The 22,774-nt window shown below is 68.3% G+C and carries 19 protein-coding genes; 8 read left to right on the forward strand and 11 right to left on the reverse strand.

The annotated features are described in order from the left end of the window. Window positions 1–36 precede the first annotated feature (36 nt). The 5 genes from ACFXHA_RS30455 to ACFXHA_RS30475 all read right to left on the reverse strand — a co-directional run bounded on the left by ACFXHA_RS30455 (window position 37) and on the right by ACFXHA_RS30475 (window position 8,256). Complete coding sequence (locus ACFXHA_RS30455; protein ID WP_379362414.1) at window positions 37–966, reverse strand: ABC transporter ATP-binding protein; 930 nt, start codon at window positions 964–966, stop codon at window positions 37–39. Window positions 967–1,135: 169 nt separating this feature from the next. After that, a complete protein-coding gene (locus ACFXHA_RS30460; protein WP_379362415.1) occupies window positions 1,136–3,784 on the reverse strand; it encodes an ABC transporter permease in 2,649 nt (882 codons plus the stop codon). Beyond that, the gene (locus ACFXHA_RS30465; protein ID WP_379362416.1) at window positions 3,784–4,557 is read right to left on the reverse strand and encodes an ABC transporter ATP-binding protein; all 774 of its coding nucleotides are present in this window, start codon (window positions 4,555–4,557) and stop codon (window positions 3,784–3,786) included. Before ACFXHA_RS30465 ends, ACFXHA_RS30460 begins: the two co-directional genes overlap by 1 nt. A 100-nt stretch (window positions 4,558–4,657) precedes the next feature. Beyond that, entirely contained in the window at window positions 4,658–6,367 is a 1,710-nt protein-coding gene (locus tag ACFXHA_RS30470; RefSeq protein WP_379362417.1) for a serine/threonine-protein kinase, read from the reverse strand. A gap of 77 nt (window positions 6,368–6,444) precedes the next feature. Beyond that, window positions 6,445–8,256, reverse strand: a complete 1,812-nt coding sequence (locus tag ACFXHA_RS30475) for a protein kinase (RefSeq protein WP_379362418.1) — start codon at window positions 8,254–8,256, stop codon at window positions 6,445–6,447. Between the two features lie 224 nt (window positions 8,257–8,480). Between ACFXHA_RS30475 and ACFXHA_RS30480 the strand changes: the two genes are divergently transcribed. From ACFXHA_RS30480 to ACFXHA_RS30495, 4 genes are all read left to right on the forward strand, one after another. Next, entirely contained in the window at window positions 8,481–9,251 is a 771-nt protein-coding gene (locus ACFXHA_RS30480; RefSeq protein ID WP_379362419.1) for a deoxyribonuclease IV, read from the forward strand. A gap of 103 nt (window positions 9,252–9,354) precedes the next feature. Further along, complete coding sequence (locus ACFXHA_RS30485) at window positions 9,355–10,305, forward strand: TauD/TfdA dioxygenase family protein (RefSeq protein ID WP_379362420.1); 951 nt, start codon at window positions 9,355–9,357, stop codon at window positions 10,303–10,305. 282 nt (window positions 10,306–10,587) lie between these two features. Further along, entirely contained in the window at window positions 10,588–11,799 is a 1,212-nt protein-coding gene (locus ACFXHA_RS30490) for a CaiB/BaiF CoA transferase family protein (RefSeq protein ID WP_379362421.1), read from the forward strand. Further along, entirely contained in the window at window positions 11,796–12,722 is a 927-nt protein-coding gene (locus ACFXHA_RS30495; RefSeq protein WP_379362422.1) for a hydroxymethylglutaryl-CoA lyase, read from the forward strand. The genes ACFXHA_RS30490 and ACFXHA_RS30495 overlap by 4 nt, the downstream gene beginning before the upstream one ends. Before the next feature lie 12 nt (window positions 12,723–12,734). Here ACFXHA_RS30495 and ACFXHA_RS30500 read toward each other — a convergent pair whose 3' ends face one another. Continuing rightward, a complete protein-coding gene (locus tag ACFXHA_RS30500; RefSeq protein WP_379362423.1) occupies window positions 12,735–12,983 on the reverse strand; it encodes a hypothetical protein in 249 nt (82 codons plus the stop codon). Between the two features lie 303 nt (window positions 12,984–13,286). Between ACFXHA_RS30500 and ACFXHA_RS30505 the strand changes: the two genes are divergently transcribed. Further along, window positions 13,287–13,778: a hypothetical protein gene (locus tag ACFXHA_RS30505; protein WP_379362424.1), complete on the forward strand. Its 492-nt coding sequence runs from the start codon at window positions 13,287–13,289 to the stop codon at window positions 13,776–13,778. Between the two features lie 11 nt (window positions 13,779–13,789). Here the strand turns inward: ACFXHA_RS30505 and ACFXHA_RS30510 are convergent, their stop codons facing one another. The 3 genes from ACFXHA_RS30510 to ACFXHA_RS30520 form a co-directional block, all read right to left on the reverse strand. Continuing rightward, window positions 13,790–14,932 carry a hypothetical protein gene (locus ACFXHA_RS30510; RefSeq protein ID WP_379362425.1) on the reverse strand — a complete coding sequence of 381 codons (1,143 nt, stop codon included), beginning with the start codon at window positions 14,930–14,932 and terminating at the stop codon, window positions 13,790–13,792. 108 nt (window positions 14,933–15,040) lie between these two features. Further along, window positions 15,041–16,168 carry an acyl-CoA dehydrogenase family protein gene (locus ACFXHA_RS30515; protein WP_379362426.1) on the reverse strand — a complete coding sequence of 376 codons (1,128 nt, stop codon included), beginning with the start codon at window positions 16,166–16,168 and terminating at the stop codon, window positions 15,041–15,043. Window positions 16,169–16,177: 9 nt separating this feature from the next. Next, window positions 16,178–17,347, reverse strand: coding sequence for an acyl-CoA dehydrogenase family protein (locus ACFXHA_RS30520; protein ID WP_379362427.1), 1,170 nt, complete (start codon window positions 17,345–17,347; stop codon window positions 16,178–16,180). Window positions 17,348–17,508: 161 nt separating this feature from the next. Here ACFXHA_RS30520 and ACFXHA_RS30525 point away from each other — a divergent pair, with 161 nt between their 5' ends. After that, window positions 17,509–18,354 carry a hypothetical protein gene (locus ACFXHA_RS30525; protein ID WP_379362428.1) on the forward strand — a complete coding sequence of 282 codons (846 nt, stop codon included), beginning with the start codon at window positions 17,509–17,511 and terminating at the stop codon, window positions 18,352–18,354. A 62-nt stretch (window positions 18,355–18,416) separates the two neighbouring features. On the opposite strand, the gene ACFXHA_RS30530 is transcribed toward ACFXHA_RS30525, so the two are convergent. Then, window positions 18,417–20,222, reverse strand: a complete 1,806-nt coding sequence (locus tag ACFXHA_RS30530; RefSeq protein ID WP_379362429.1) for a DEAD/DEAH box helicase — start codon at window positions 20,220–20,222, stop codon at window positions 18,417–18,419. A gap of 251 nt (window positions 20,223–20,473) precedes the next feature. Between ACFXHA_RS30530 and ACFXHA_RS30535 the strand changes: the two genes are divergently transcribed. Both ACFXHA_RS30535 and ACFXHA_RS30540 read left to right on the forward strand, forming a co-directional pair. After that, window positions 20,474–21,298 carry a carbon-nitrogen hydrolase family protein gene (locus ACFXHA_RS30535; RefSeq protein ID WP_379362695.1) on the forward strand — a complete coding sequence of 275 codons (825 nt, stop codon included), beginning with the start codon at window positions 20,474–20,476 and terminating at the stop codon, window positions 21,296–21,298. 42 nt (window positions 21,299–21,340) lie between these two features. Further along, window positions 21,341–21,985 (forward strand): phosphoribosyltransferase, encoded by a 645-nt coding sequence (locus ACFXHA_RS30540; RefSeq protein ID WP_379362430.1) that lies wholly within the window; start codon window positions 21,341–21,343, stop codon window positions 21,983–21,985. Window positions 21,986–21,995: 10 nt separating this feature from the next. On the opposite strand, the gene ACFXHA_RS30545 is transcribed toward ACFXHA_RS30540, so the two are convergent. Next, a complete protein-coding gene (locus ACFXHA_RS30545; RefSeq protein ID WP_379362431.1) occupies window positions 21,996–22,718 on the reverse strand; it encodes an alpha/beta hydrolase in 723 nt (240 codons plus the stop codon). Window positions 22,719–22,774 lie beyond the last annotated feature (56 nt).

A 22,774-nucleotide genomic window follows, 5' to 3' on the forward strand; every position in this document is an offset into this window, starting at 1 on the left:
GGGGTTCCTCTCGAAAAGGCTTGATAGAAGCAAAGTTCAGGCGGCGGGCGTGAAGACGTCGTCCGCGCGCAACGCGAGTCGCAGTTCGGCGCCGATGGCGTGGGCGCGCCGGTCCGGCACGGTCCAGAGCCGGTCGACCCCGGCGATCTCGCAGTGCAGGTGATAGGCGCCGCCGGTGAACACGAGTGAACGGACCGTCCCCGACACGGTCAGCTCCTCGGGCCCGGCGGGCGAATCACCCAGGACGCGAACGAATTCGGCCCGCACCCCGCCGCCGTCGGGCAGCGGGTTGAAGGTGCCGACGAACTCGGCGACGAACAGATCGGCGGGCCGGTGGTAGAGCTCCTCCGGGCTGCCGTGCTGCAGGATGCGGCCCGCCCGCATCACCACGATGCGATCGGACAGGCTCATGGCCTCGGCCTGATCGTGGGTGACGAAGACGGTGGTCACGCCGAGTTCGGTGGTGAGCGCGCGGATTTCGGTGCGCAGCTGCTCGCGCAGCGCCGCGTCGAGCGCGGAGAGCGGTTCGTCCATCAGCAGCAGGCTCGGCCGGGCCACCAGCGCGCGGGCGATGGCGACGCGCTGCTGCTGGCCGCCGGAGAGCTGATGCGGCATCTTCGCCGCGGCCCCCGCCAGATCGACGCGGGCCAGCGCCTCACCCACCCGGCGGTCGGTCTCGGCACGGTCGATCCCGGTAACCCGCAGCGGGAAGCCGACATTCGCAGCCACGGTCAGGTGCGGCCACAGCGCCAGGTCCTGGAACACCATGCCCAGGCCCCGGCGGCGCGGCGGCACGAACACGCCCCGCTCGACATCGCAGACCACATCGTCACCGAAGCTGATCTGCCCCTGCAGCGGCCGATCCAGCCCGGCCAGCAGGCGCAGCAGCGTCGACTTCCCGCAGCCGGACGGACCCAGCACGGACAGGAATTCACCCGGCTCGATCACCAGATCGGTAGGCAGCAAACCGCTTCCGTCGGGATAGGTACGGGTCAGATTCGCCAGGACAACGCGTGTCCCGATTCCCGTCCCAGCCACAGCAAACATGGCGGCTGACAATATGCAGCGATTCTGTCCGATTCGGGCGTCCCGGGTGAACGTTCGGTGACAACTCGACCGTTCACCCGGGTCCGCCTCACAGATCCGCGATGGCCGCCAGCGGTGGTGTCCGGGCCGCACGGATCGCGGGCCACAGCGCGGCCAGCACGCCGACCACGCCGGAAGCCAGCAGCATCAGCACGATCTGGCTCCACGGCACCGCGATGGTCGCGATGCCGAACTCGGCGAGGGTCTTCAGGAAGCCGACGCCCAGGCCGATACCCAGCACCACACCCACCACCGCGCCGTACACGGCGATCAGCATGGACTCCAGATAGATGCTGCGCCGCACCTGCGGACGCTGCATGCCCACCGCGCGCAGCATGCCGATCTCCCGGCGGCGCTCCACCACCGACAGCGCGAGAGTGTTCACGATGCCGAGGATGGCGATGATGACGGCCAGCGCCAGCAGCGCGTAGAGCACCGCGAGCAGGGTGTCGATCTGCTTGCCCTGCGCGCCCTTGAAGTCGTTGCGGTCCTCCACCTGCACGATGGCGAACGGGTCGACGGCCTTCTCCAGGTTGGTGCGCATGGTGGTCAGATTCGCGCCCGGATCCGCCTTCAAGGCCACCAGGAAGCTGCTCTGGAAGTTGGGCGGAACGGCCTTCTCGTACAGGTTCATCGGCCCGACCAGCGCACCCAGCAGCGTCGTGTCCTTGTACACGCCGACGACATTGACCTTGTACTTCTTGAAGTCCACGGTGTCGACGTTGACGCTGTCGCCGACCTTCCAGTTGTGATCGGAGGCAAAGGTTTCCGACACCATGACGTCGTCGTCGCCGAGCTTGTCGGTGCCCTGCTGCACGTGATAGTTGAGGACCGAACTCATCGGCCCCTCGGGCACGGTCCCGATCACCTGCTTGCCGTCGACCTTGAGCGCGATGCCGTGGAAGGCCACCACGTCCTGCACCTGCGGCACGTTCTTGACGGCGGCGGTGGCGGCCAGCGGCACGCTGATGATGCCGCCCGGCGGACCGGCCAGCATGTAGTCGGCCTTCACGCCCTTGTCGACCAGGTCGCCGATGCTGGCCTTGGCCGACGCACCGAGCATGGCGATGGCCGAGACCAGCAGCAGACCCAGGGTGAGCGCGAACGCCGTCGCCGCCGTGCGATTCGGATTGCGGATCGCATTGCTGCGCGCCATCTTTCCGGTCGTCCCGAAGGGCCGCACCAGCACGCCCAGCACCGTCAGCACCGGCTTGGACAGGGCGGGCGAGACCAGCAGCACCGCGAGAATCAGGGCCAGCGCGCCGAATCCGACCGTGCGGGCGGCATCACCGCCACTGCCCTGCGCACCGACCACCGCCAGCACCACACCGGCAATGCCCAGCAGCACACCGAATCCGGGCCGCAGCCAGCGCGAGCTGAGTACGGCCTGCGCGCCCTCGGCGGCACCCGTGAGCTTCGCCTTGCGCAGCGTTGCGACCAGCCGCTGAGCGGGCGCACCCAGACGCCGGGCACCTGTGCTCGGCGCGGACGCCTCACGCATGGCCTCGACCGGCGGCGTGGTCGCGGCGCGACGGGCGGGAGCCCACGCGCTGACCATCGTCACCACCACGCCGATCGCCAGCGCGATCACGACCGTGCGCGGCTCCACCGACATGTGCCCGGCGGGCAGGCCGACATTGAAGGCCTTGAGCGCCGACGAGATTCCGAAGGCCAGACCGATACCGCAGAGCAGACCGATCGCACTGCCGATCAATCCGATCAGGGCCGCCTCCGACACCACCGACCAGCCGACCTGACGGCTGCTCGCACCGACCGCGCGCAGCAGCGCGAGTTCCCGCAGCCGCTGCGTCACCAGCATCGAGAAGGTGTTGTAGATGATGAACGTGCCGACCAGCACCGCGATCGCGCCGAAGGCCAGCAGGAAGTAGTTGAGGAACTTGAGCCGATCCGCGATCTGCGCCTTCAGATCCGCGCGGACCTGATCGCCGTTCTGCACCTTGTCGTCCGGATACGCCTTCGCGATCTCGTCGCGCAAAGCGTTCGCGCTCACCCCGGATTGCGCGGCCACATCGACGTAGGCGACATGCTTGCCGTCGGTGAACAGCTCACGCGCCTGATCGGAGTCGAACAGCAGGTTGATGAATCCGCCGGTGTCGGAGGCCAGATCGAAGATGCCGGTCACCGTGACATCGATATTGCCCTTGGACGGGATCAGCACCTTGGTCTTGTCGCCCACATGCAATCCGGCCCGGTTCGCGCCGCCCTGATTGATGGCGATATCACCGGGCGCGGTCGGGGCCACGCCGTCGAGGAACTTGGTCGGCACGCCGACCGCCTTGTCCGGCGGCAGATACGAATTGCCGACCGTGGGCGCGCCGCCGACCTGGACCGCCTTGCCGTCCGGCTTCAGCAGCACCACCGGGCCGTAGGTGGCCGGGGCGACCGCGCGCACCCCGGGCAGCGCCGCGATCTTGTCGACGTCCGCATACGGAATACCGACCGACTGCTGATACGGATTGTCCAGGGACTGGCCCTCTTTGGGCTGCACCCGCACATCCACACCGGCCGCCTGACCGGCGAAGATATCGTCGAACGCGCGCTGCAGGGTGTCGGTGAACATGTAGGTGCCCGCGACGAACGCGGTACCCAGCACCACCGACAGCACGGTCAGGAACAACCGCACCTTGTGCGCGGCGAGATTGCGCAAGGCGACCTTGCGCATCGGATTCGCAGCCATCAGAGCGTCTCCAGCGACTTCATCTTGTCGAGCACGGATTCCGCTGTGGGCTCCCGCAATTCGTCGACGATCTGACCGTCGGCGAGGAACACGACCCGGTCGGCGTAGGAGGCCGCGCGCGGATCGTGGGTCACGATCACCACCGTCTGACCGAATTCGTTGACCGCGGCGCGCAGGATGCTCAGCACCTCGCCCGAGGAATGCGAATCCAGGTTGCCGGTCGGCTCGTCACCGAAGATGATGTCCGGCTTGCCCGCCAGCGCGCGGGCACACGCCACGCGCTGCTGCTGACCACCCGACAGCTCGCTGGGCCGGTGCGTGAGGCGATCGTTGAGGCCCAGCCGCTTGGTCACGGTGGAGAGCCACTCCTCGTCGGGCTTGCGGCCCGCGATATCCAGCGGCAGCGTGATGTTCTCCAGCGCGGTCAGCGTGGGTACCAGGTTGAAGGCCTGGAAGACGAAGCCGATGCGATCGCGGCGCAGCGCGGTCATCTGCTTGTCGGAGAGCCTGGTGAGATCCGTCTCACCGATGTGCACTGTGCCCCCGGTGGCCGCGTCCAGGCCGGCCAGGCAGTGCATGAGCGTCGACTTGCCGGAGCCCGAGGGACCCATGATCGCCGTGAACTCGCCCTTCGCGAACTCGGCCGTCACCCCGTCCAGCGCGCGGACCTGCATATCGCCCGATCCGTAAAGCTTCACCAAGTCGGTCGCCCGAGCGGCGACCGCGGCCGCACCCGGTTCGAGAGTGACGGGATCCGAGACGTTCGAAGTCATGATGTCCAGTGTGTCGAGGTTCGAGGATGGATGCCATCCGGGATGTCCCGGATGGGTGCGTCCTCACAGACTCCACACAATTTCCAGCGGCTACCAGCCCTCAATTGATGGGGGCGGCCTTCCACCACTGCAACAGTTGATCATCGGTGGTGAGCAGGGCCGTGCTGTACATCAGGAAGGCATGCTTGGACTGTTTGTCCTGCTTGTCCTGACCCTGGTGGAACTCGGTCACCAGCCGCGGGCGCAGCAGCGTACTGCCGTTGAGCTGGTAGTTCGTGTAGCGAGTGCCGTGCAACCGGATGTCCGAGCGATTGGCGGACAGCGCGTTGAGCGCCTCGTCGGCGTCGGCCACCGAGCGGTACATCACGAACCGGAAGGCCGGATGGCCCACGCTGCCCGCACAATCCCAGGCCACGGCCCAATTGCCGAGGTCGGGATCGCCCGCGCCGGTATCGGGCGGGGGCGCGGAGTGCTGGTAGGTGGTGCAGGCCGCGCCCTGGTAACCGGTGCCGGAATTCGAGTCCGAGGTGGGATCCGAGGACGGCAGCATCTGCGGGAAACGCTCGGAGAGCACCGCCGCGTCGGCTCCGGAATGCTCGGGCAGTCCGGCCGCGGGATCGGTGGTCTCGGTCACTGTGGGATCGGGATCGTCGGTGGGCGGCAGCGGCGCGGCCGTGGTGGCCGGGGAGTTCGAGCTCCCGTTCTCGTCGAGAATGGCCACGATGCCGCCGATCACCGCCACCGCCAGCGCCATGACCAGGACAACGGTCAGCAGGCAGCCGCGCAGGCGCTTCTTCTTGCGGGGGCGCGGCGGCGGGACCGGACGGGCCGTCGGACGCGGGGCGCTCACGGTCGGCGCCGGAGCCTGCCGGGTGTAGGCGGCGGTGGCCGGTCTCGTGCTCGGGGGCGGCGGGAGCGGCGCGGCCGGCGCGGAAACCGGTGCGGCGAAAGGCGAATGCGGGATGACCCGGGTCGTCGCCGCCGGATTCTCCAGCGCCTGCCGGGCCGCATTCGCGAAGTCCGTGCACGAATCGAACCGGCCATCAGGATATTTGGCCAGGGCACGGGCCAGCACCGCGTCCAGCGACTGCGGCAGGCCGGGCCGCAGCGTACTCACCGGCGGCACCGGCTGATTCAGGTGGCCGTGGATGATGCCCACCGGATGCTCGGCATTGAACGGCACGTCGCCGGTGAGCAGCCGGAACATGGTGCAGGCCAGCGAATACTGGTCCGAGCGCGCGTCCAGCGGTTGACCCGAGAGCTGCTCCGGGGAGGCGAAGGCCAGCGTCGCGGTGAACGAACCGGTCTGGGTGAGCTTGGTGGCGTCGTCCCGCAGACGGGCAATGCCGAAGTCCGCCAGGAACACCCGCTCCTCGCCGTCCGCGTACTCCAGCAGAATGTTGGCGGGCTTCACATCCCGGTGCAGCACGCCGCGGCGATGCGCGAAATCCAGCGCCTTCGCGGTCTCGGCGATGATCCGGATGGCTTGGCGCGGAGCCAGTTTCGCCGCCTCCAGCTGCGCGGCATCGGGACCGTCGATGTAGCGCATGGCGATCCATGGCTGATCGCCGTCGATGCCGCGGTCGTAGACCGGCACGATATTCGGATGTTCGAGCTGCGCCACCAGATCCGCCTCGCGCTCGAAGCGTCGCCGCACCTCGATATCGCCGAACGCGTCCCGGCTGAGCAGTTTCAGCGCGATCAGTCGAGGTAGTCGGGGGTGCCGCGCGAGATACACCGATCCCATTCCGCCGCGGCCGAGTTCGCGTTCGATCTCGTAACCGGCGAACGTTTCTCCGCTTCGCAGCACAAAGACCCTTTCAACCGACTCCTTCGGTTCGCGACCCTACGTGCCCGGCGCGGGGCTGTCATATGCCCAGGTCAACCTCAGCTGAGCGGTGCGTTCTTCCACCACTGCAGCACGGTGTCCATGCTGTCGGAGAGACCGTCGGTGTACATGAGGTACTGGGCGTGATCGCCGGTGAACGCGGTGACCACGCGGGGGTGGTCGTCATCGGTGAACTGATAGTTGGCGTAGGACTTGCCGCCATTGGTGGCCTGCGCCTTGGTGGCCGACAGCCCGCTCACCACCGTCTGGGCGGCGTCGGCGGAGGAGTAGCCGAAGATCCGGTAGAAGGGATCGGAATTGTTGTTGCCGCCGTAGCAGCGCCACTGCACGGCGTACTGGCCGAAGTCCGGCGTGCCGTCGGTGGCATCGGAGGCCACCAGGGAATCGGCCACCCAGCAGGTGGCGCCGTTGAAGCCCTTGCCGCCGGTCTTGCTGGCGGGCAACAACTTCGGGAAGGCCTGCGCCGCGGTGGACCAGTCGACCTGCTTGTCCGCGGCCGGAGCCACCGCCGCGGAGGTCTGATCGGCGGCCTTGGCGGGGCTGGACTTGCTGTTACCCGCGGCCGCCACCACCGCGACCACCACGATGATCAGCACCACCACGGCGGCGATGATGCCGATGATCAAGCCCGTATTGGACTTCTGCGGCGCGGAGCGATGCGTCCCGGTCGGCGCGACCGGCGGACGCTGCGGCTGACCCGGAGCCTGGTAGGCGTAGGACGGCGGCTGGGTGTACTGGTTGGTGGCGCGCGCGGTGTAGTTACCGGTCACCGGCTTGGGCGGCGCGGGATGGTGCTGCATCGGCGGCTGGGTCATCGGCGGCTGGGTCATCGGCGCGGGCGTCGGATTGACCTGTGTCGGCGTGGGATACGGCGTGGCCGGGCCGGTCTGCGGATGCGGCATCGCGCCACCGGTGTACATCGGCATGCCGGTCGGCAGCTGGCCGCCGGTCATCGGCTGCGGCATCACCGGCATCGGCGGGGCGGTCCGGCCGACCAGCGGCATGGCGGGCGCGCTCGGCTGCGCGAGCGCACGGCGGGCCGCGGCCGCGAAATCGCTGCAACTGGGGAAGCGGTCCTCGGGACGCTTGGCCATGGCCTTGGCGATCACCATGTCCAGGCCCGGCGGCAGGCCGGGGCGCGCGCTGCTCACCGGCGGCGGCGGGCTCTGCAGGTGGCCCTGGATGACGGCGGCCGGATTGGTGGTCGAGAACGGGCCGTGCCCGGTGAAGAGCCAGAACAAGGTGCAGGCCAGCGAGTACTGGTCGGAGCGACCGTCCAGCGCGGAACCGGTCAGCTGCTCCGGCGAGGCATAGGCCAGCGTCGCGGTGAACGTCCCGGTCTGGGTGAGATGACCGCTGTCGTCGCGCAACCGCGCGATACCGAAGTCGGTCAGGTAGACCCGCTCACCCTTACCGCCGGTGGACCGGGCGAGCAGGATATTGGCGGGCTTCACATCCCGGTGCAGCACGCCGTTGCGATGCGCGTAGTCCAGGGCGTCGGCGGTCTCGGCCACGATCTGCACGGCCCGCTCCGCCGGCAGCGTCTGCGGCGTCACGCTCGCGGCATCGACACCGTCGATGTACTGCATGGAGATCCACAGCTGGCCGTCCTCGAGCCCACGGTCGTAGACGGTGACAATATTGTGGTGGTCCAGCTGCGACACCAGGTCGGCCTCGCGCTCGAAACGAGCCCGGACCTCCTTGTCGAAGACCATCTCCCGATTCAGCAGCTTGAGCGCCGTCAACCGCGGCAAGCGCGGATGCTTCGCCAGATACACCGAACCCATGCCACCCCGGCCGAGCTGCCGTTCGATGACATACTCGGCAAAAACGTCACCTTCGGACAGCATGACGATCTCCCACTCTCCACTCCACGTGCCGGGACCCACCAGCGCGCGAGGTACTACAGATCGGCGTGATCGTTCGAGGGCCGACGCGAAAACACCGAAACTGTAGCCGATTCGCGGCCTACCGAACTATCTACGCAAGCCCGCCTAACGCAACACTCAACGTTTGCTTGCAGTCCCGGGCAGACCGGCCCGGCGCTGTCGGGGGTCGGTTATAGGCTGGCCGCATGCGTATTGGAGCTCACGTTCGTTCCGACAGCGACCCGATCGGCTTCGGCGAGAAGCTGGGGGCCGACGTCATCCAGATGTTCGTGGTGGATCCGCAGAGCTGGGACAAGCCCACACCGCATCCGCTGACCGAGGAGATCAAGGCCAGCGCGATCGATGTGGTGGTGCATTCGTCCTATCAGATCAATGTGGCCAGTGTGAACAACCGGCTGCGCATGCCCTCGCGCAACGCGGTCGCGCAGCAGGCCAAGGCCGCCGCCGAGCTGGGGGCGTTCGGGCTGGTGGTGCACGGCGGGCATGTGCGCTCCGACGCTGAGATGGTGGAAGGATTCGTCAACTGGCGCAAGCTGTTCGAGCGTCAGCAGGACAAGGGCGGGTTCGCGGTGCCGATCCTGATCGAGAACACCGCGGGCGGAAACCACGCCATGGCACGGTATTTCGACGATATCGGGCGGCTGTGGGACGCGGTGGGCGATTTCGGGGCCGGGTTCTGCCTCGACACCTGCCATGCGTGGGCCGGGGGTGAGGATCTGGTCGGGATCGTGGAGCGGATCAAGGCCATCACGGGGCGCATCGATCTGGTGCATTTGAATTCCTCGCGGGACGCCTTCGATTCGGGTGCGGACCGGCATGCGAACTTCGCGGACGGGACCATCGATCCGCAGCTGCTGGCCGAGGTGTGCCGGACCGCGGACGCGCCGGTGATTCTGGAGACGCCCGGCGAGGGTGTCGCGGAGGATCTGGCTTACCTGCGTGAGCACGTCGGCTGACGCGTTTCGATCCGGCTGATCCTGAACCTGTTTCGGCGGGCGGGTCGCTGGTGTCCTGATGGGGGCCCGAATCCGGGCCTTCCATCCGGGCGAAAGGCTTTGTATGTCCGTCGATTACGCAACTTCCAACCTGACTGTCGTGCAGCTGGGCAGCAAGATCGGCGCGCGCATCGACGGCGTCCGCCTCGGTGGCGAGCTGGACTCGGTCACCGTGGCCGGTATCCAGGACGCGCTGCACAAGCACAAGGTGATCTTCTTCCGCGGCCAGGAGCACCTGACCGAGGACGGGCAGCACGAGTTCGCGCAGCTGCTGGGCGCGCCCACCACGCCGCACCCGACCGTCACCTCCAAGGGCGTCAAGACGCTGCCCATCGACTCCGAGTACGGGCGCGCCAACAGCTGGCACACCGATGTCACCTTCGTGGACCGGATTCCGAAGGCGTCGATCCTGCGCGCGGTGCACCTGCCGCCCTACGGCGGGTCGACCACCTGGGCCTCCACCGTCGCCGCCTACGACTCGCTGCCCGAGCCTTTGAAGGCGCTGGTCGAGAACCTGCGGGCGCGGCACACCAACGCCTACGACTACGCCGCCGACCGCACCGAGGTGGCGCGCGGAGAGAACTCCGAGGTGACGGCCAACATCAAGGCGTACCGCGAGGAATTCGAGTCCACCTACTACGAGACCGAACACCCCGTCGTCCGCGTGCACCCCGTCACCGGCGAACGCGCCCTGCTGCTCGGCCATTTCGTGAAGAACTTCGTCGGCTTCTCCGCCGCCGAATCCCAGACCCTGTTCCAGCTCCTGCAGAACCGGGTCACCCGCCTCGAGAACACCACCCGCTGGAACTGGCAGCTCGGCGACGTCGCGATCTGGGACAACCGCGCCACCCAGCACTACGCCATCGACGACTACGACGGCCAGCCCCGCCGCCTCACCCGCATCACCCTGGCCGGAGACGTGCCGGTGGGCGTGAACGGCGATGCCAGCACCATCATCAGCGGCAACGCCGAGCACTACTCGATCGTCGAAGAGGTCGCACCCCGCGCAGCCTGATCCGCTTGCGGGAGACCGCGATACGCGACGGCTCGGGTGCTGCCACTCACCCGTACCCGTCGACTCGGCCGGTGCGACGGGCACCAACCTCTCTCGCCCGTCGTACCGGCTCTGTCTTTTGCCCTCCGCTTCGCTCCGGGCGGGTTCGCGGCCCGGAAGTCTCGTTCTTCCCTCCCTCCGCTCCTCCGCTTCGCTCCCCCGCTCCGCTCAGTCCAGAACGAGACGGCCGCGAACCTCTAGGTGTATGTCACGGGCGGTCGACTCCTAGGCCAAAATGTGGGCATGGAGATTCGGCCGCTGGATGGCGTGCGGGTGTTGGAGCTGGGCAACTACGTCGCCGCGCCGACGGCCGGGCGGATACTCGGGGACTTCGGGGCCGAGGTGATCAAGGTCGAGCGGCCGAAAACCGGTGATGAGCTGCGGAATTGGCGGTTGTACGGCGGGGATACCTCGATGCTGTACCGGACGGTCAATCGGAACAAGAAGTCGATCACGCTGGATCTGCGGACCGAGGCGGGGCGCAAGATCGTGCTGGATCTCGTCGAGCAGTGCGATGTGCTGCTGGAGAACTTCCGGCCGGGGATGCTCGAGAAGTGGGGGCTCGGGCCCGACGTGCTCGACGAGGTCAACCCGAATCTGGTGATCACCCGAATCTCGGCATACGGGCAGACCGGGCCGCTGTCGCAGCGGCCGGGCTTCGCGGCGGTGGCCGAGGCGGTCGGCGGGCTGCGCGAACTCGTGGGCGATCCGGATCGGCCGCCGGTGCGGGTGGGGGTGTCCATCGGTGATTCGATCGCGGGCATCTACGCGGCCTTCGGCACCGTCATGGCGCTGTTCCAGCGCGAGCGGGTGACGCGGGTTCCCTTGGAGCAGCGCATCATCGACGTGGCGCTCAACGAGTCCATCCTGTCGGTGATGGAATCGCTGGTCCCCGACTACCTGGCCTACGGCATCAATCGCGAGCGGGTCGGCGGGCGCATGGAGGGCATCGCGCCCAGCAACGCCTACCCGACCAGCGACGGCTACAGCATCATCATCGGCGGCAACGGCGATGCCATCTTCCAGCGGTACATGCAGGTCATCGAGCGCCCGGATCTCGCCGCCGACCCGGAGCTGCAGGACAATGCCGGGCGCTGGCGCAATCGCGAGCGGCTCGACGCCTCGATCGCCGACTGGAGCCGCACCAAGACCCGCGACGAAGCGCTGCAGATCCTCGAGGCCGCGGCCATTCCGTGCGGTCCCATCTACACCGCCGCCGACATCGTCACCGACGAGCAGTACCGGGCGCGCAACATGATCCAGCCCTTCCCGGTCGATGTGGGTGAGCCGGAACCGAAGGTGGTGGGCTTCCCGGGCATCGTCCCGGTCATCGGCGGCCAGTCCCTGCCGATCCGCAATGTCGGCCCCGACCTGGGCGAGCACACCCGCGAGGTGCTGTCGGGCCTGCTCGGCATGACCGCCGCCGACATCGATGCGCTGGAGGCGAACTCATGAGTCTGCGGGATGTGACCCTGCGCGACGGCCTGCAGCTGACCGGCAAGGTGCTCGGCACCGAGCGCAAGGTGGAGATCGCGCGCCGGCTGCTGGCGCTGGGTGTGCCGGAGCTGGAGATCGGGTCCATGGCGCGCCCGGATCTGGTGCCGCCCATGGCCAATACCCTCGAACTGGTGTCCCGGCTGACGCCCGAGGAGCTGGAACACTGCTGGGTGTGGGTGGCCACGCCCCGGCATGTGGCCCGCGCGGCCGAGGCGGGGGTGCGCAACTTCCAGTACTGCTTCTCGGTGTCGGACGCGCACAACCGCGCCAATATCGGGCGTGACACCGAGGCCAGCCTGGCCGCCATGCCGGAGGCCGTGCGGATCGCCGAGGAGGCGGGCGGGCGCATCCAGCTGTGCCTCGCAACGGCTTTCACCTGCCCGTTCGATGGGCCGGTGGATCCGGCGCGGGTGCTGGCCATCGCCGCCGATCCACGCGCCGAAGGGTCCGCCGACATCGTCATCGCCGACACCCTGGGCCAGGCGTATCCGGGTCAAGTCGGCGCGCTCATCGGTGCGGTGGCCGCGACCGGGCGCTGGGGTACGCCGCAGCGCCGCATCGTCTTCCACGGCCATGACACCTGGGGCATGGGGGTGGCGAATTCACTGGCCGCGCTGGCGGCGGGCGCGGCGGTGGTGGACGGTTCGCTCGGCGGACTGGGTGGCTGCCCGTTCGCGCCGGGTGCGTCCGGCAATACCTCAAGTGAGGATCTGCTGTTCGCCACCCGCCCGGAATGGTTTACGCCGCCCGCATTGTCGGAGTTGGCAAAGATATCCGAAAATTTGCTGACGGAACTCGGCGAACCCAATCGCTCCCGCACAATCGAGGGCGCGCGATCAAAAGCCGAAGCATTCGAATGGGTAATCAGCACCGGCGAATAAATTCGCGGAAAATTAGCCAGCTTGTGCGTCGGCGCGCAACTTGAGCAAAACCAGACCGGCAGTGCAGGCCAGAATGAGTCCCGCGACGGTGATTTCGACCCGTAGCCCCGCGATGCCGAGCACCGCGCCGACCAGTCCGCCGACGAAGATCAGCCAGGCCACGATCCGGGACAGGATCGCCGACATCCGTTGGCCCCCCGGGGCCGCGGGCTCTCCCGAGCGCACCGATGCGCGCAGCGGAGATGTCGAGAATGCACCCATCATCCACTCCTCGATGACGCCCGCCGGGCCTCGCGATACTTCGGCGCGTCCCTCGGCTAATTTCGAGCGTCTCACGTGTAACTTTGGACACACATTACGGCCCGGCAACGGAAAGTCCATACGACACATACGCAAAACGCGCTGACTTTACTAATTCGTAATCCGAATCATGGCTGTTTGAGATATTACCGAGGCTTTGGCAATGGCCCGCGCGGTCGCGTTATCGAACCGACCACCCGCCTGGCCGTACCCCACAGCCTCCGTTAAGGTGAGCCCACTCGACACGAAACAGGAGTGCCACCAATGGACGGCAGCAACGCCGGCGCGGACGAGCGCACGGTCACCCCGCTGCGTCACCTGCCCAAGCCCGTGGTCGGTGCCGCCGCCGCGGTCGGCGTCGTCTCGGCCTGCCTCATCCTGCTCGGCGCCTGCGGCATCGGCCACAACGACACCTACGTCGCTCCCCCGCCGATCAACGCGGATCTGCAAGCGGCCCCGGAGACTTCGAGCAAGAGCACCGCCACCCCCACCCCGGCCGTGGTGATCCCCCCGTCCCCCTCCTGGCGCGTAGCCGCCGACATGCCGTCCCGCCGGGCCCCCATCTCCACCATCACCGCCACCCCGGACGACCCGGCCGCCGACCCGAGCTCGAGCAGCCGCACCACCCCGTCAAGGCCGACCACCACGACGCGTCCGACCACCGAAAGCCCGCGGCCCACAACGGAATCCCCGGCCGCGACCACCGCGCCGGAGACCACCGTCCCGTCGACCGATCACGCGGCCTCGGATAACTGACGCCGGATCGGTCACCACTCGCCGTCCTGAACCGGAGCACCCTTCTTGCCTCCGAGCTCATGGATCTGACCGGGCGCGGGTTCCTGCCAGGGTTCGTGGTCGTCACCGAGCCAGTCGCCCACCGGGGCCACCCCGCTCAGCGAATCGGCGGGAGCGAGATCCGTTGCCTCCGAATCGAAATAGTCGAACCACGGTAAGCCCGCCTTGGTGTAGGCGGCACGATCGGCAGGCGACTGTGGGGCCGCCTCACCGGTGATGCGCTGCCAGTCCGGCGGGGTGACCAGATGCACGAAGACGCGCCCGGACCGCTCGACAGCCCAATCCGACGGCGCGCGTTCGTCTTGGAAGATCTCCTGCCGCATGGTGCCGCCGACGCCGAGCCCCATCGGCCTGGCGGCACGCGACCGCTTGGCGAACATGCGGCCGGAGTAACCCGGACTGCTACCGGGATCACGGGGCGACGCGTATACCTGTCCGGGGGCTGAGCCAGGGGCCGGAGCCTCGAACCGCCATTCCTCTTCCTCGTGATATTTCTGCCGTACCGCCCGGACTTCCTCTTCCATAGCCCGTTCCACCTGCAGCCGATGTCGTTCCGCTTCCGCCCGACGCCGCTCCGCTTCCGCGGCGCGCCAGCGGGCGAGTTCGGTGGGGTTCAGCTCGAAGTTCTGGAGCTGGATGCCGCCCCAGGTCTCTTCGCCGGTGACCTGACCCTCCACCGTCGCACCCAATCCCAGTGGGACCGCGACGAATTGGCGGATGGTGCCGGCGCCGGAGTTGATGCCGTCCAGCCATGGCTGCCTGGGCAGGACCACATAGTTCTGCGGGTCACGGGCGAGCCGGTCGCTCCACGGCTTGCCGGAGACCGCGCACACCTTGCCGACGCCGACCTGTAGTGCCGCAGGCTCTTTCGTGGTGAAACTCAGCCACAGCGCCTCGCGCAAGTAGATCGGCAGCATGACGCCGCCGCGCTGTGCCCACTCCGACGGCACCTGGTCCGCGTAATCCGCCACCCGGCGCAGCGGGAAATCACCGAGCCCCGGCGGTAGTGCATGCGTGCCCTGCTCGGGCAGCCGCAGTGTGCGGATGAATCGCACCCCCACCCCACCCGGCAGCATGAGGGTGTTTCCGTCCAGTCGTACCGTATCCCCGCCCATGCCCGCGACCCTACGCCCGCCAATCCCCTTGCCGAAAGCGGAATTTCAACTTCGCACCCCACGGACTCCGCAACCCCGCGCAGCGTCGCGCGGGGTTGCGGGCCGAGGTCAGAACTCGACCAGGGTGTAGTCGCCGACGCGGTCGGTGAGGACGCGCAGGTGCTCGAGGTCGCCGCCCTGGGTGCGGGCGATGGCGGTGAGGCGGGCCACGTAGTGGCTGACCGGGTATTCGGAGGTGATGCCGATGCCGCCGTGCATCTGGATGGACTCCTGGCCGATGTGGCGGGCCGAGCGGCCGACCTGCAGGCGGGCACGGGAGGCGGCGACCCGGTCGGCGGAGCCGTCGGCGACGGCGGCGGTGGCGTAGAGGCTCATGCTGCGGGCCAGTTCCAGCGAGACGTACATGTTCGCGGCCCGCTGGGTGAGGGACTGGAACTTCGAGAGCGTGACCCCGAACTGCTTACGGGTCTTGAGGTATTCGGTGGTCAGGCGCAGCGATTCCTCCATCGCGCCCACGGATTCCGCGCACAGGCTCGCCTGCGCGGCCACCGTCACCGCCTCCACCACCGGCTGGGAGTCACCGCCGTCGCCGAGAAGTTCGGCTGCGGCGGAGGCGAATTCGATCTGCGCGCCGCGTCGACCATCGAAGGTGCGGTACGGGGTGCGGGTGACGCCGTCGTCGGCGGCGGCGAGCAGGAACAGTCCCAGGCCACCGCCCGGCAGCGCCGCGCTGACCACCAGCTGGTCGGCGCAATCACCGTGCGGCACCGGGTTCTTGACGCCGGTCAGCCGGTAGCTGCCGCCGTCGAGGACGGCTGTGGTGGCGAGATCGGCTGCGGGCCAACGGGTGCCGGGCTCTTCGTGGGCGAAGGCGAGCAATATCTCACCTGCGGTCAGAGCGGGCAGCACCCGCTGCCGCTGCTCGGCGGTCGCGGCACCCGCCACCAGCCCGCCCGGCACCAGCACGGCGTCGAGGAAGGGTTCGGGCGCGTTGCGGCGGCCGATCTCCTCCATGACCACCATGGTCTCGACGGGTCCGGCGCCGACGCCGCCGTCCTCTTCCTCGAAAGGCAGTCCGAGGACGCCCAATTCGGCCAGCTGCCGCCACACGTCGCGGCTCCAGCCGAGATCGGTGTCGGTGACCTTCAGGCGCGTTTCCGGGTCGTAGGCGCGGCCCAGCAGGTCCCGGACCGTATCGCGCAGCATGACCTGTTCATCGGTGAGTTCGAAATCCATGGCGGCGGCTCACAATCCGAGGATGGTGGAGGCGATGATGGTGCGCTGCACCTCGCTGGAGCCTCCGTAGATGGTGGTCTTGCGGTAGTTGAGGTAGCCGGGACCGCTGCGCTGCGCCCAGCCGGGCGAGGCGATATCGTCGGCGCCCACCGGCAGCGCGTCGGGACCCGCGATGTCGAGCAGCAGTTCGGTGGCGGCCTGCTGCAGTTCGGAACCGCGCAGCTTCAACACCGAGGACGCCGGATTCGGCTTGTCGCCGGTGGAATTCGACACCACACGCACCAGCGTCAGCTCCAGCGCCAGCAGCTCGTTCTCGATCTCGGCGATCCGGGCGGCGAACACCGGATCCTCCAGCAACGTCCCGCTGCCCGAACGAATCTGCGCCGCATACTCTTTCGCGACACCCAGCTTGACCTTGGTGCGGCCCACGCCGGTGATGCCGGTGCGCTCGTTGCCGAGCAGGAACTTGGCGTAGGTCCAGCCCATGTTCTCCTCGCCGACCAGCTGATCGGCGGGCACCCGCACGTTCTCGAAGAAGACCTCGTTGACCTCGTGATGGCCGTCGATGAGCTTGATCGGGCGGATGGTGACACCAGGCGTCTTCACATCGAAGAGCAGCAGCGAGATGCCCTCCTGCTTCTTGACCGTCGAATCGGTGCGCACCAGGCAGAAGATCCAGTCGGCGTACTGGGCCAGGGTGGTCCAGATCTTCTGGCCGTTGACGATGTAGGAGTCGCCGTCGCGGACCGCGGTGGTGCGCAACGAGGCCAGGTCGGAACCGGCGTCCGGCTCGGAAAAGCCCTGGCACCACCAGATGTCGAGGTTGGCGGTCGGCGGCAGGAAGCGCGCCTTGAGCTCCTCGGAACCGAACTGGGCGATGACCGGGCCGATCATCTGGGCATTGAAGGTGAGCGGCTCCGGGACCGAGGCCAGCTGCATCTCGTCTTCCCAGAGGTGGCGCTGCATGGGCGTCCAGTCGCGGCCACCCCAGGCCACCGGCCACTTGGTGACGGCCAGACCGTTCTCATTGAGAATGCGGTGGGTGGTGACGATGTCATCGCGAGAGAGCTCGCGGCCGTACTTCACACGGTCGCGGATCTCCGCCGGGATCTTGGTCCGGTAGAACTCGCGCAGTTCGTCCCGGAATTTCACCTCATCGGGTGATAGGGCCAGCTTCATTGCTTCTCCCGAGCGTCGCTGTGATGTCGCCAATAAACTTACCCCCCGGTAATGACTTCGGTGTCGGCCGGATCACACCTAGCAGTAGGCTCGGCGGCGCGACTCTCGAGCAAGCCTGGTACGTTGCGGGGAAATCCGGTACCGATGCAGGAGCAGCACGAGTGAACGGTTGGACCCTGTCCCGGCGCGGCCTGGCGGTCGCCGCCCTAACTGCCGCAGCCACTTTGGGCGCGGGCGCCACGGCTCTGGCCGCTCCCGGCACCGCCGACCAACCGAAGACGCCGGCGCAACTCGGCATCGACCAGCTCACCCAGGCTGTCGGTGACGGCGTCGCGGGCAAGACCGCGGTCGCGAACATCGCCCGCGCCTCCGACCTGGTCACGGCCGCGAAGCTGGAAAACGTGCTGTTCACGCCGTTCTCGTATCAGGCGCCGACGCTGGGCTGCGGTTTCAATATGCCCTTCAGCCTCACCCAGGCCATGGCCGTCACCGGTGTCTCGACCCAGAACGGCCCCGTCTCACTGCCGGGCGGCACGGTCAGCTTCCAGGTGATGGCCCAGCAGAACGGTTTTCCGCTCGCCTCCGGACTGAGCGTGGCCTGGCTGAACGTGAACAACGGCCGCAGCGGCATCATGCCGCTCGACGATCAGACCGAGTACAACCTCCCGGCGCTGTCCAAGACCGCCGACACCGGCGCGGGCACCGTCATCGCCTCGCTGTGGGGCACCATCGACTACCCGCAGGCGCGCTGCGTGGTGCTGCCGACCGTCGGGCTGTTCTCGGTGAGCGACATCCCGCCCGCGCAGCAGGCCACCCCCGACGCCCCGAAGCCGGACGGGTCCACCCCGGGCACCTCGACGACGCCGACCACCCCGGCCGCACCGACCACTCCCGCCGCGCCCACCACCCCGGCCCAGGCGCCCGACGCCGGTTCCGGCGCACCGGCCGCCACCGATCCCACCCCGGCGCAGGCCCCGGACGCCGGTTCCGGCGCTCCCGCCAACTAGCTCTCGAAACACGAACGCCCGCATCCCTTCCGGATGCGGGCGTTCGTGGTTTCAGATCCTGGTTACGAGCGCGGCTTGCGACGCTCGAAACGCGGCTTGCTGTCGCGGAACTCGCGACGCGGGGCACCCCGGCTCATGGAGCGAGCCCCGGGCGCACCCTGATCCAGCTGCAGCTGGATCAGCTGACCGCTGATCCGGGTGCGGCTCAAGGCGTTCAGGGTCTCGTCCGACAGATCGGCGGGCAGCTCCACCAGCGAGTGGTCCGGGCGGATGCTGATATGCCCGAAGTCGCTGCGGCGCAGGCCGCCCTCATTGGCGATGGCGCCCACGATCGCGCCCGGCGCGACCTTGTGCCGCTTGCCCACCGAGATCCGGTAGGTGGCCAGCTCCGCACCGGTCTGGCGGTGCTGCGACGGCTCGCGGCGCTCACGCGGTCCACGCTCGTCGAAGCCGCGGGGCGCACGGTCCCGGTCGCGCTCGCGACGCTCACGCGGCGCGGGCTCCGGATCGGGCTCCATGAAGAAGGTGTCGCCCTCGTGGCCGCCGACCGCGAGGGCCGCCGCGATGTCGACCAGCGGGATGTTGTGCTCGCGCTCGTACTCTTCGATCAGCTTGCGGAACAGCGGCACATTGTCCGAGTTCAGGTTCTCGGTGATGGCGTCGTGGAACTTGGTGACACGCTGCGCGTTCACATCGTCCACGCTGGGCAGCTGCATCTCGGTGACCTGCTGACGCGTGGCGCGCTCGATGGCGTCGAGCAGTCGACGCTCGCGCGGGGCCACGAACAGCAGCGCGTCACCGGAACGGCCCGCGCGGCCGGTGCGGCCGATGCGGTGCACGTAGGACTCGGTGTCGTGCGGGATGTCGTAGTTCACGACGTGCGAGATGCGTTCCACGTCCAGGCCGCGGGCGGCCACGTCGGTGGCGACCAGGATGTCGAGCACGCCCGACTTGAGCTGGCCGATGGTGCGCTCACGCTGCGCCTGCGCGATATCGCCGTTGATGGCGGCCGCGGAATACCCCCGCGCGCGCAGCTTTTCGGCCAGTTCTTCGGTGGCCTGCTTGGTGCGCACGAAGATGATCATCGCCTCGAAGGGCTCGACCTCAAGGATGCGGGTCAGCGCGTCCAGCTTGCGCTGGTACGACACCAGCACCCAGCGCTGGGTGATGTTGGTGTTGGTGGAGGTCTTGGTCTTGACCGTGATCTCGACCGGTTCCTTCAGGTACTGCTTGGAGATCTTGCGGATCGCCGTCGGCATGGTGGCCGAGAACAAGGCGACCTGCTTGTCGGCGGGCGTGTCACGCAGGATGCGCTCCACGTCCTCCTGGAAGCCCATCTTGAGCATCTCGTCGGCCTCGTCGAGCACCAGGTACTGCAGCTCGGTGAGATCGAGGGTGCCGCGCTCGAGGTGATCGATGACGCGACCCGGGGTGCCGACCACCACCTGGGCGCCACGCCGCAGACCCGACAGCTGGACCGCGTAGTTCTGCCCGCCGTAGATGGGCAGCACGTGCACTCCGGGCATATGGGTGGCGTACCGGCCGAACGCCTCCGCCACCTGGATCGCGAGTTCACGAGTCGGGGCCAGCACCAGCGCCTTCGGCGCCTTGCCGGTCTCGTTCAACCCCTGCAGCACAGGGATCGCGAACGCGGCCGTCTTGCCGGTACCGGTCTGGGCCAGACCCACCACGTCGTGGCCCTCCAGCAGCGGCGGAATCGTCGCTGCCTGGATGGGCGACGGCGATTCGTAGCCGACATCCGCGATGGCGCGCAGAATGCGCTCATCGAGGCCGAGATCGGCGAAGGACGGGCCGGAAACGTCCCTCTCGTCGTCAGTGGGAACGCTGTCGGCCGGTGAGGTACTCATTGCCAGGGATTTTACTGCCTGCTAGCTGCGGGGTTGACCATCGGGTGAATACCCTGAGAGTCGTGCATCCGGACAACTCGCCCGCGCCCTCCGTCACGACACCCCCGATCTCGCCCTCCGGGTTGGGTAATAGCGAACCCGCCCCGGTCCGTAACTACGTCACCGGAACCCTGGCCACCAGCGAACCGGGCAGCTCGAGCGGCGTGGCGACCGCGGTGCACGAGCCCGCGGCCGAGGCGGATCTCCCCGACGTGTCGGCCGCCGCCGGGACCGTCGACGTGGCGGTGGTGCAGTTCGATCCGTACACCGACACCGTGGCCAATCTCACCGCCCTGCGTGCGGCTGTCAAGGCCGCTGGCGAACTCGGAGCGAAGGTGGTGGTCGCGCCCGAGTACTCCATGTTCGCCACCAAACGCCTCGACGACCGGGTGCTGGCCGCGGCCGAACCGCTGACCGGCCCGTTCGTCACCGGATTGCGGGGCATCGCAGCCGAATTCGGGGTGCACGTGGTGGCCGGGGTGGTCGAATCCGGGGGGCCGGATCAGCCCGCGGGGCATGTCTACAACACCCTCGTCGTCGCCACCCCCGATGCCGGGTTCGCCACTATCTACCGCAAGGTGCATCTCTACGACGCGTTCGGCTCGCGGGAATCCGATCTGCTCATCGCGGGTCCGCTCGACCAGTGCCAGACCTTCACCGTCGACGGGGTCGTGTTCGGGCTGCAAACCTGCTTCGATCTGCGCTTCCCCGAAGGCATTCGACGGCTCGCCGCCGCCGGCGCGCACGTGCTGCTGCTGCCCGCACAGTGGATTCCCGGTCCCGGCAAGGTCGATCAGTGGACCACCCTGCTGCGCGCCCGCGCCATCGAGAACACCATGTACGTGGCCGCCGCCGACCAGGCCGCCCCGCGCGGCTCCGGCACCTCGATGATCGTCTCCCCCACCGGCGCGGTTCTCGCCGAACTCGGCGACCAGCCCGGCATCGCCACCGCCCGCATCGACCTGGCCCACCTCGGCGAGGTCCGCACCACCAACCCCAGCCTGGCCCTGCGCCGCTACACCATCCGCGGCGAGTAAGCCGCCCGTGAGCGTGACCTCGCGGAACTAGACTGAGCAGCAATGATCTATCCGGATCGGGGAACTGCCGGGCACGCGCTGGGTGAGAAGTTGGGGCACCTGCGAGTGGCGGATCCGTTGCTGCTGGGGTTGCCGCGCGGCGGGGTTCCGGTGGCCGTGGCGGTGCGCGAGGTGATCGGCGGGGATCTGGATGTGCTGCTGGTGCGCAAGCTCGGGGTGCCGTGGCAGCCGGAGTTGGCCATGGGCGCCATCGGCGAGGACGACGTGCGGGTGCTCAACTACGACGTGATGCGGCACAGCGAGGTCACGCCCGAACAGTTGGCGGCCGTCGAGGAGCTGGAGCGGATCGAACTGGAACGCCGCCGGCGGGTGCTGCGGGCACAGCCTCCGATTCCGTTGAAGGACCGGACCGTGGTGATCGTGGACGACGGCATGGCCACCGGCGCGACCGTGGCCGCGGCCTGCGAGATCGCCCGGCTGCACGAACCCCGGCGGGTGGTGGTGGCGGTGCCGGTGTCCTCGGTCGAAGCGCTGCACCGGATCCGGTCGGTCGCCGACGAAGTCACGTGCCCGCTGGTACCGCCGTCCCTGGGCGGGGTCGGTGCGGCCTATCGCGACTTCCATCAGCTCACCGACGCGGAAGTGGTGGAGCTGTTGCACCCCACCCCATCCGGCGCGGATCAGTGAAATTCGGTGTTCAGACCAGTGAGTGGTCGTGCACGAAACCGATGATCTCCGCGGTGACCTCGGTGTGCACGGGTTCGTGCAGCAGGTCGTGACCGGCGTTCGGGAAGGTGTGGAAGCGCGCGCCGACCTGTGCGGACCAGTCGCGGACCGGATCCACCGGGGCGCGGCGGTCGTCCTCACCGTGCACGATCAGCACCGACAGGTCCTCCGGTAGCCGGGGACCCGGCCAGTCCGAGGACTGTTCGGTGGCCAGCGCCGCCCGCGAACGGGAATTGCCGTGGGCGCGAACCGAACCCGGTCCCCCGGCACCGCGCGCGGACTTCGGGGAACGCCCCTCCAGCACCGCCTTCGGCGTTCCGGACAGCACCAGCCCGGCGAATTCACCCGGCTCGGATTCGCGCAGCACGGCCAGCGTGGTGGCCGCACCCAGCGAGTGACCCATCAGGAACGGAGCCGAATTCGCTTCCGCGTGAACCCGATCCAGGAACAACCTGGCATCCGCCGCTAGTTCGTGGATGGTGCCGGGCCGCTCCGGATCTCCTTCGCTGAGACCGTGCCCGGAGGTGTCCAAGGCCCAGAGTTCGACACCGTGGGCGGCCAGCGCCCGGGCGAACCGGTGATAGTGCGCGCTGTGCTGACCGATTCCGGGCAATAGGGCCAGCACGGAGTGCGCGTTGTCGAGCTGCCATCGACGGTAGTGAAGGCGGCCGCGAGCGCCCGCGAGGTAGAACATCGGGAGATTGTGACAGACCCGGGCCGCCCGTGGGGGAGCTCCGACAAGGCGACTGG

This window comes from Nocardia sp. NPDC059240 (genome assembly GCF_042753865.1).
Classification (GTDB): Bacteria; Actinomycetota; Actinomycetes; order Mycobacteriales; family Mycobacteriaceae; genus Nocardia.

Bases quoted from the DNA above. Each gene is read 5' to 3' on its own strand.
- ACFXHA_RS30510 (WP_379362425.1), bottom strand. From the start codon at position 14,932: ATGGGCGGGGATACGGTACGACTGGACGGAAACACCCTCATGCTGCCG.
- ACFXHA_RS30475 (WP_379362418.1), bottom strand. From the start codon at position 8,256: ATGCTGTCCGAAGGTGACGTTTTTGCCGAGTATGTCATCGAACGGCAG.
- ACFXHA_RS30490 (WP_379362421.1), top strand. From the start codon at position 10,588: ATGGAGATTCGGCCGCTGGATGGCGTGCGGGTGTTGGAGCTGGGCAAC.
- ACFXHA_RS30545 (WP_379362431.1), bottom strand. From the start codon at position 22,718: ATGTTCTACCTCGCGGGCGCTCGCGGCCGCCTTCACTACCGTCGATGG.
- ACFXHA_RS30495 (WP_379362422.1), top strand. From the start codon at position 11,796: ATGAGTCTGCGGGATGTGACCCTGCGCGACGGCCTGCAGCTGACCGGC.
- ACFXHA_RS30540 (WP_379362430.1), top strand. From the start codon at position 21,341: ATGATCTATCCGGATCGGGGAACTGCCGGGCACGCGCTGGGTGAGAAG.
- ACFXHA_RS30500 (WP_379362423.1), bottom strand. From the start codon at position 12,983: ATGGGTGCATTCTCGACATCTCCGCTGCGCGCATCGGTGCGCTCGGGA.
- ACFXHA_RS30505 (WP_379362424.1), top strand. From the start codon at position 13,287: ATGGACGGCAGCAACGCCGGCGCGGACGAGCGCACGGTCACCCCGCTG.
- ACFXHA_RS30530 (WP_379362429.1), bottom strand. From the start codon at position 20,222: ATGAGTACCTCACCGGCCGACAGCGTTCCCACTGACGACGAGAGGGAC.
- ACFXHA_RS30515 (WP_379362426.1), bottom strand. From the start codon at position 16,168: ATGGATTTCGAACTCACCGATGAACAGGTCATGCTGCGCGATACGGTC.
- ACFXHA_RS30465 (WP_379362416.1), bottom strand. From the start codon at position 4,557: ATGACTTCGAACGTCTCGGATCCCGTCACTCTCGAACCGGGTGCGGCC.
- ACFXHA_RS30460 (WP_379362415.1), bottom strand. From the start codon at position 3,784: ATGGCTGCGAATCCGATGCGCAAGGTCGCCTTGCGCAATCTCGCCGCG.
- ACFXHA_RS30520 (WP_379362427.1), bottom strand. From the start codon at position 17,347: ATGAAGCTGGCCCTATCACCCGATGAGGTGAAATTCCGGGACGAACTG.
- ACFXHA_RS30485 (WP_379362420.1), top strand. From the start codon at position 9,355: ATGTCCGTCGATTACGCAACTTCCAACCTGACTGTCGTGCAGCTGGGC.
- ACFXHA_RS30480 (WP_379362419.1), top strand. From the start codon at position 8,481: ATGCGTATTGGAGCTCACGTTCGTTCCGACAGCGACCCGATCGGCTTC.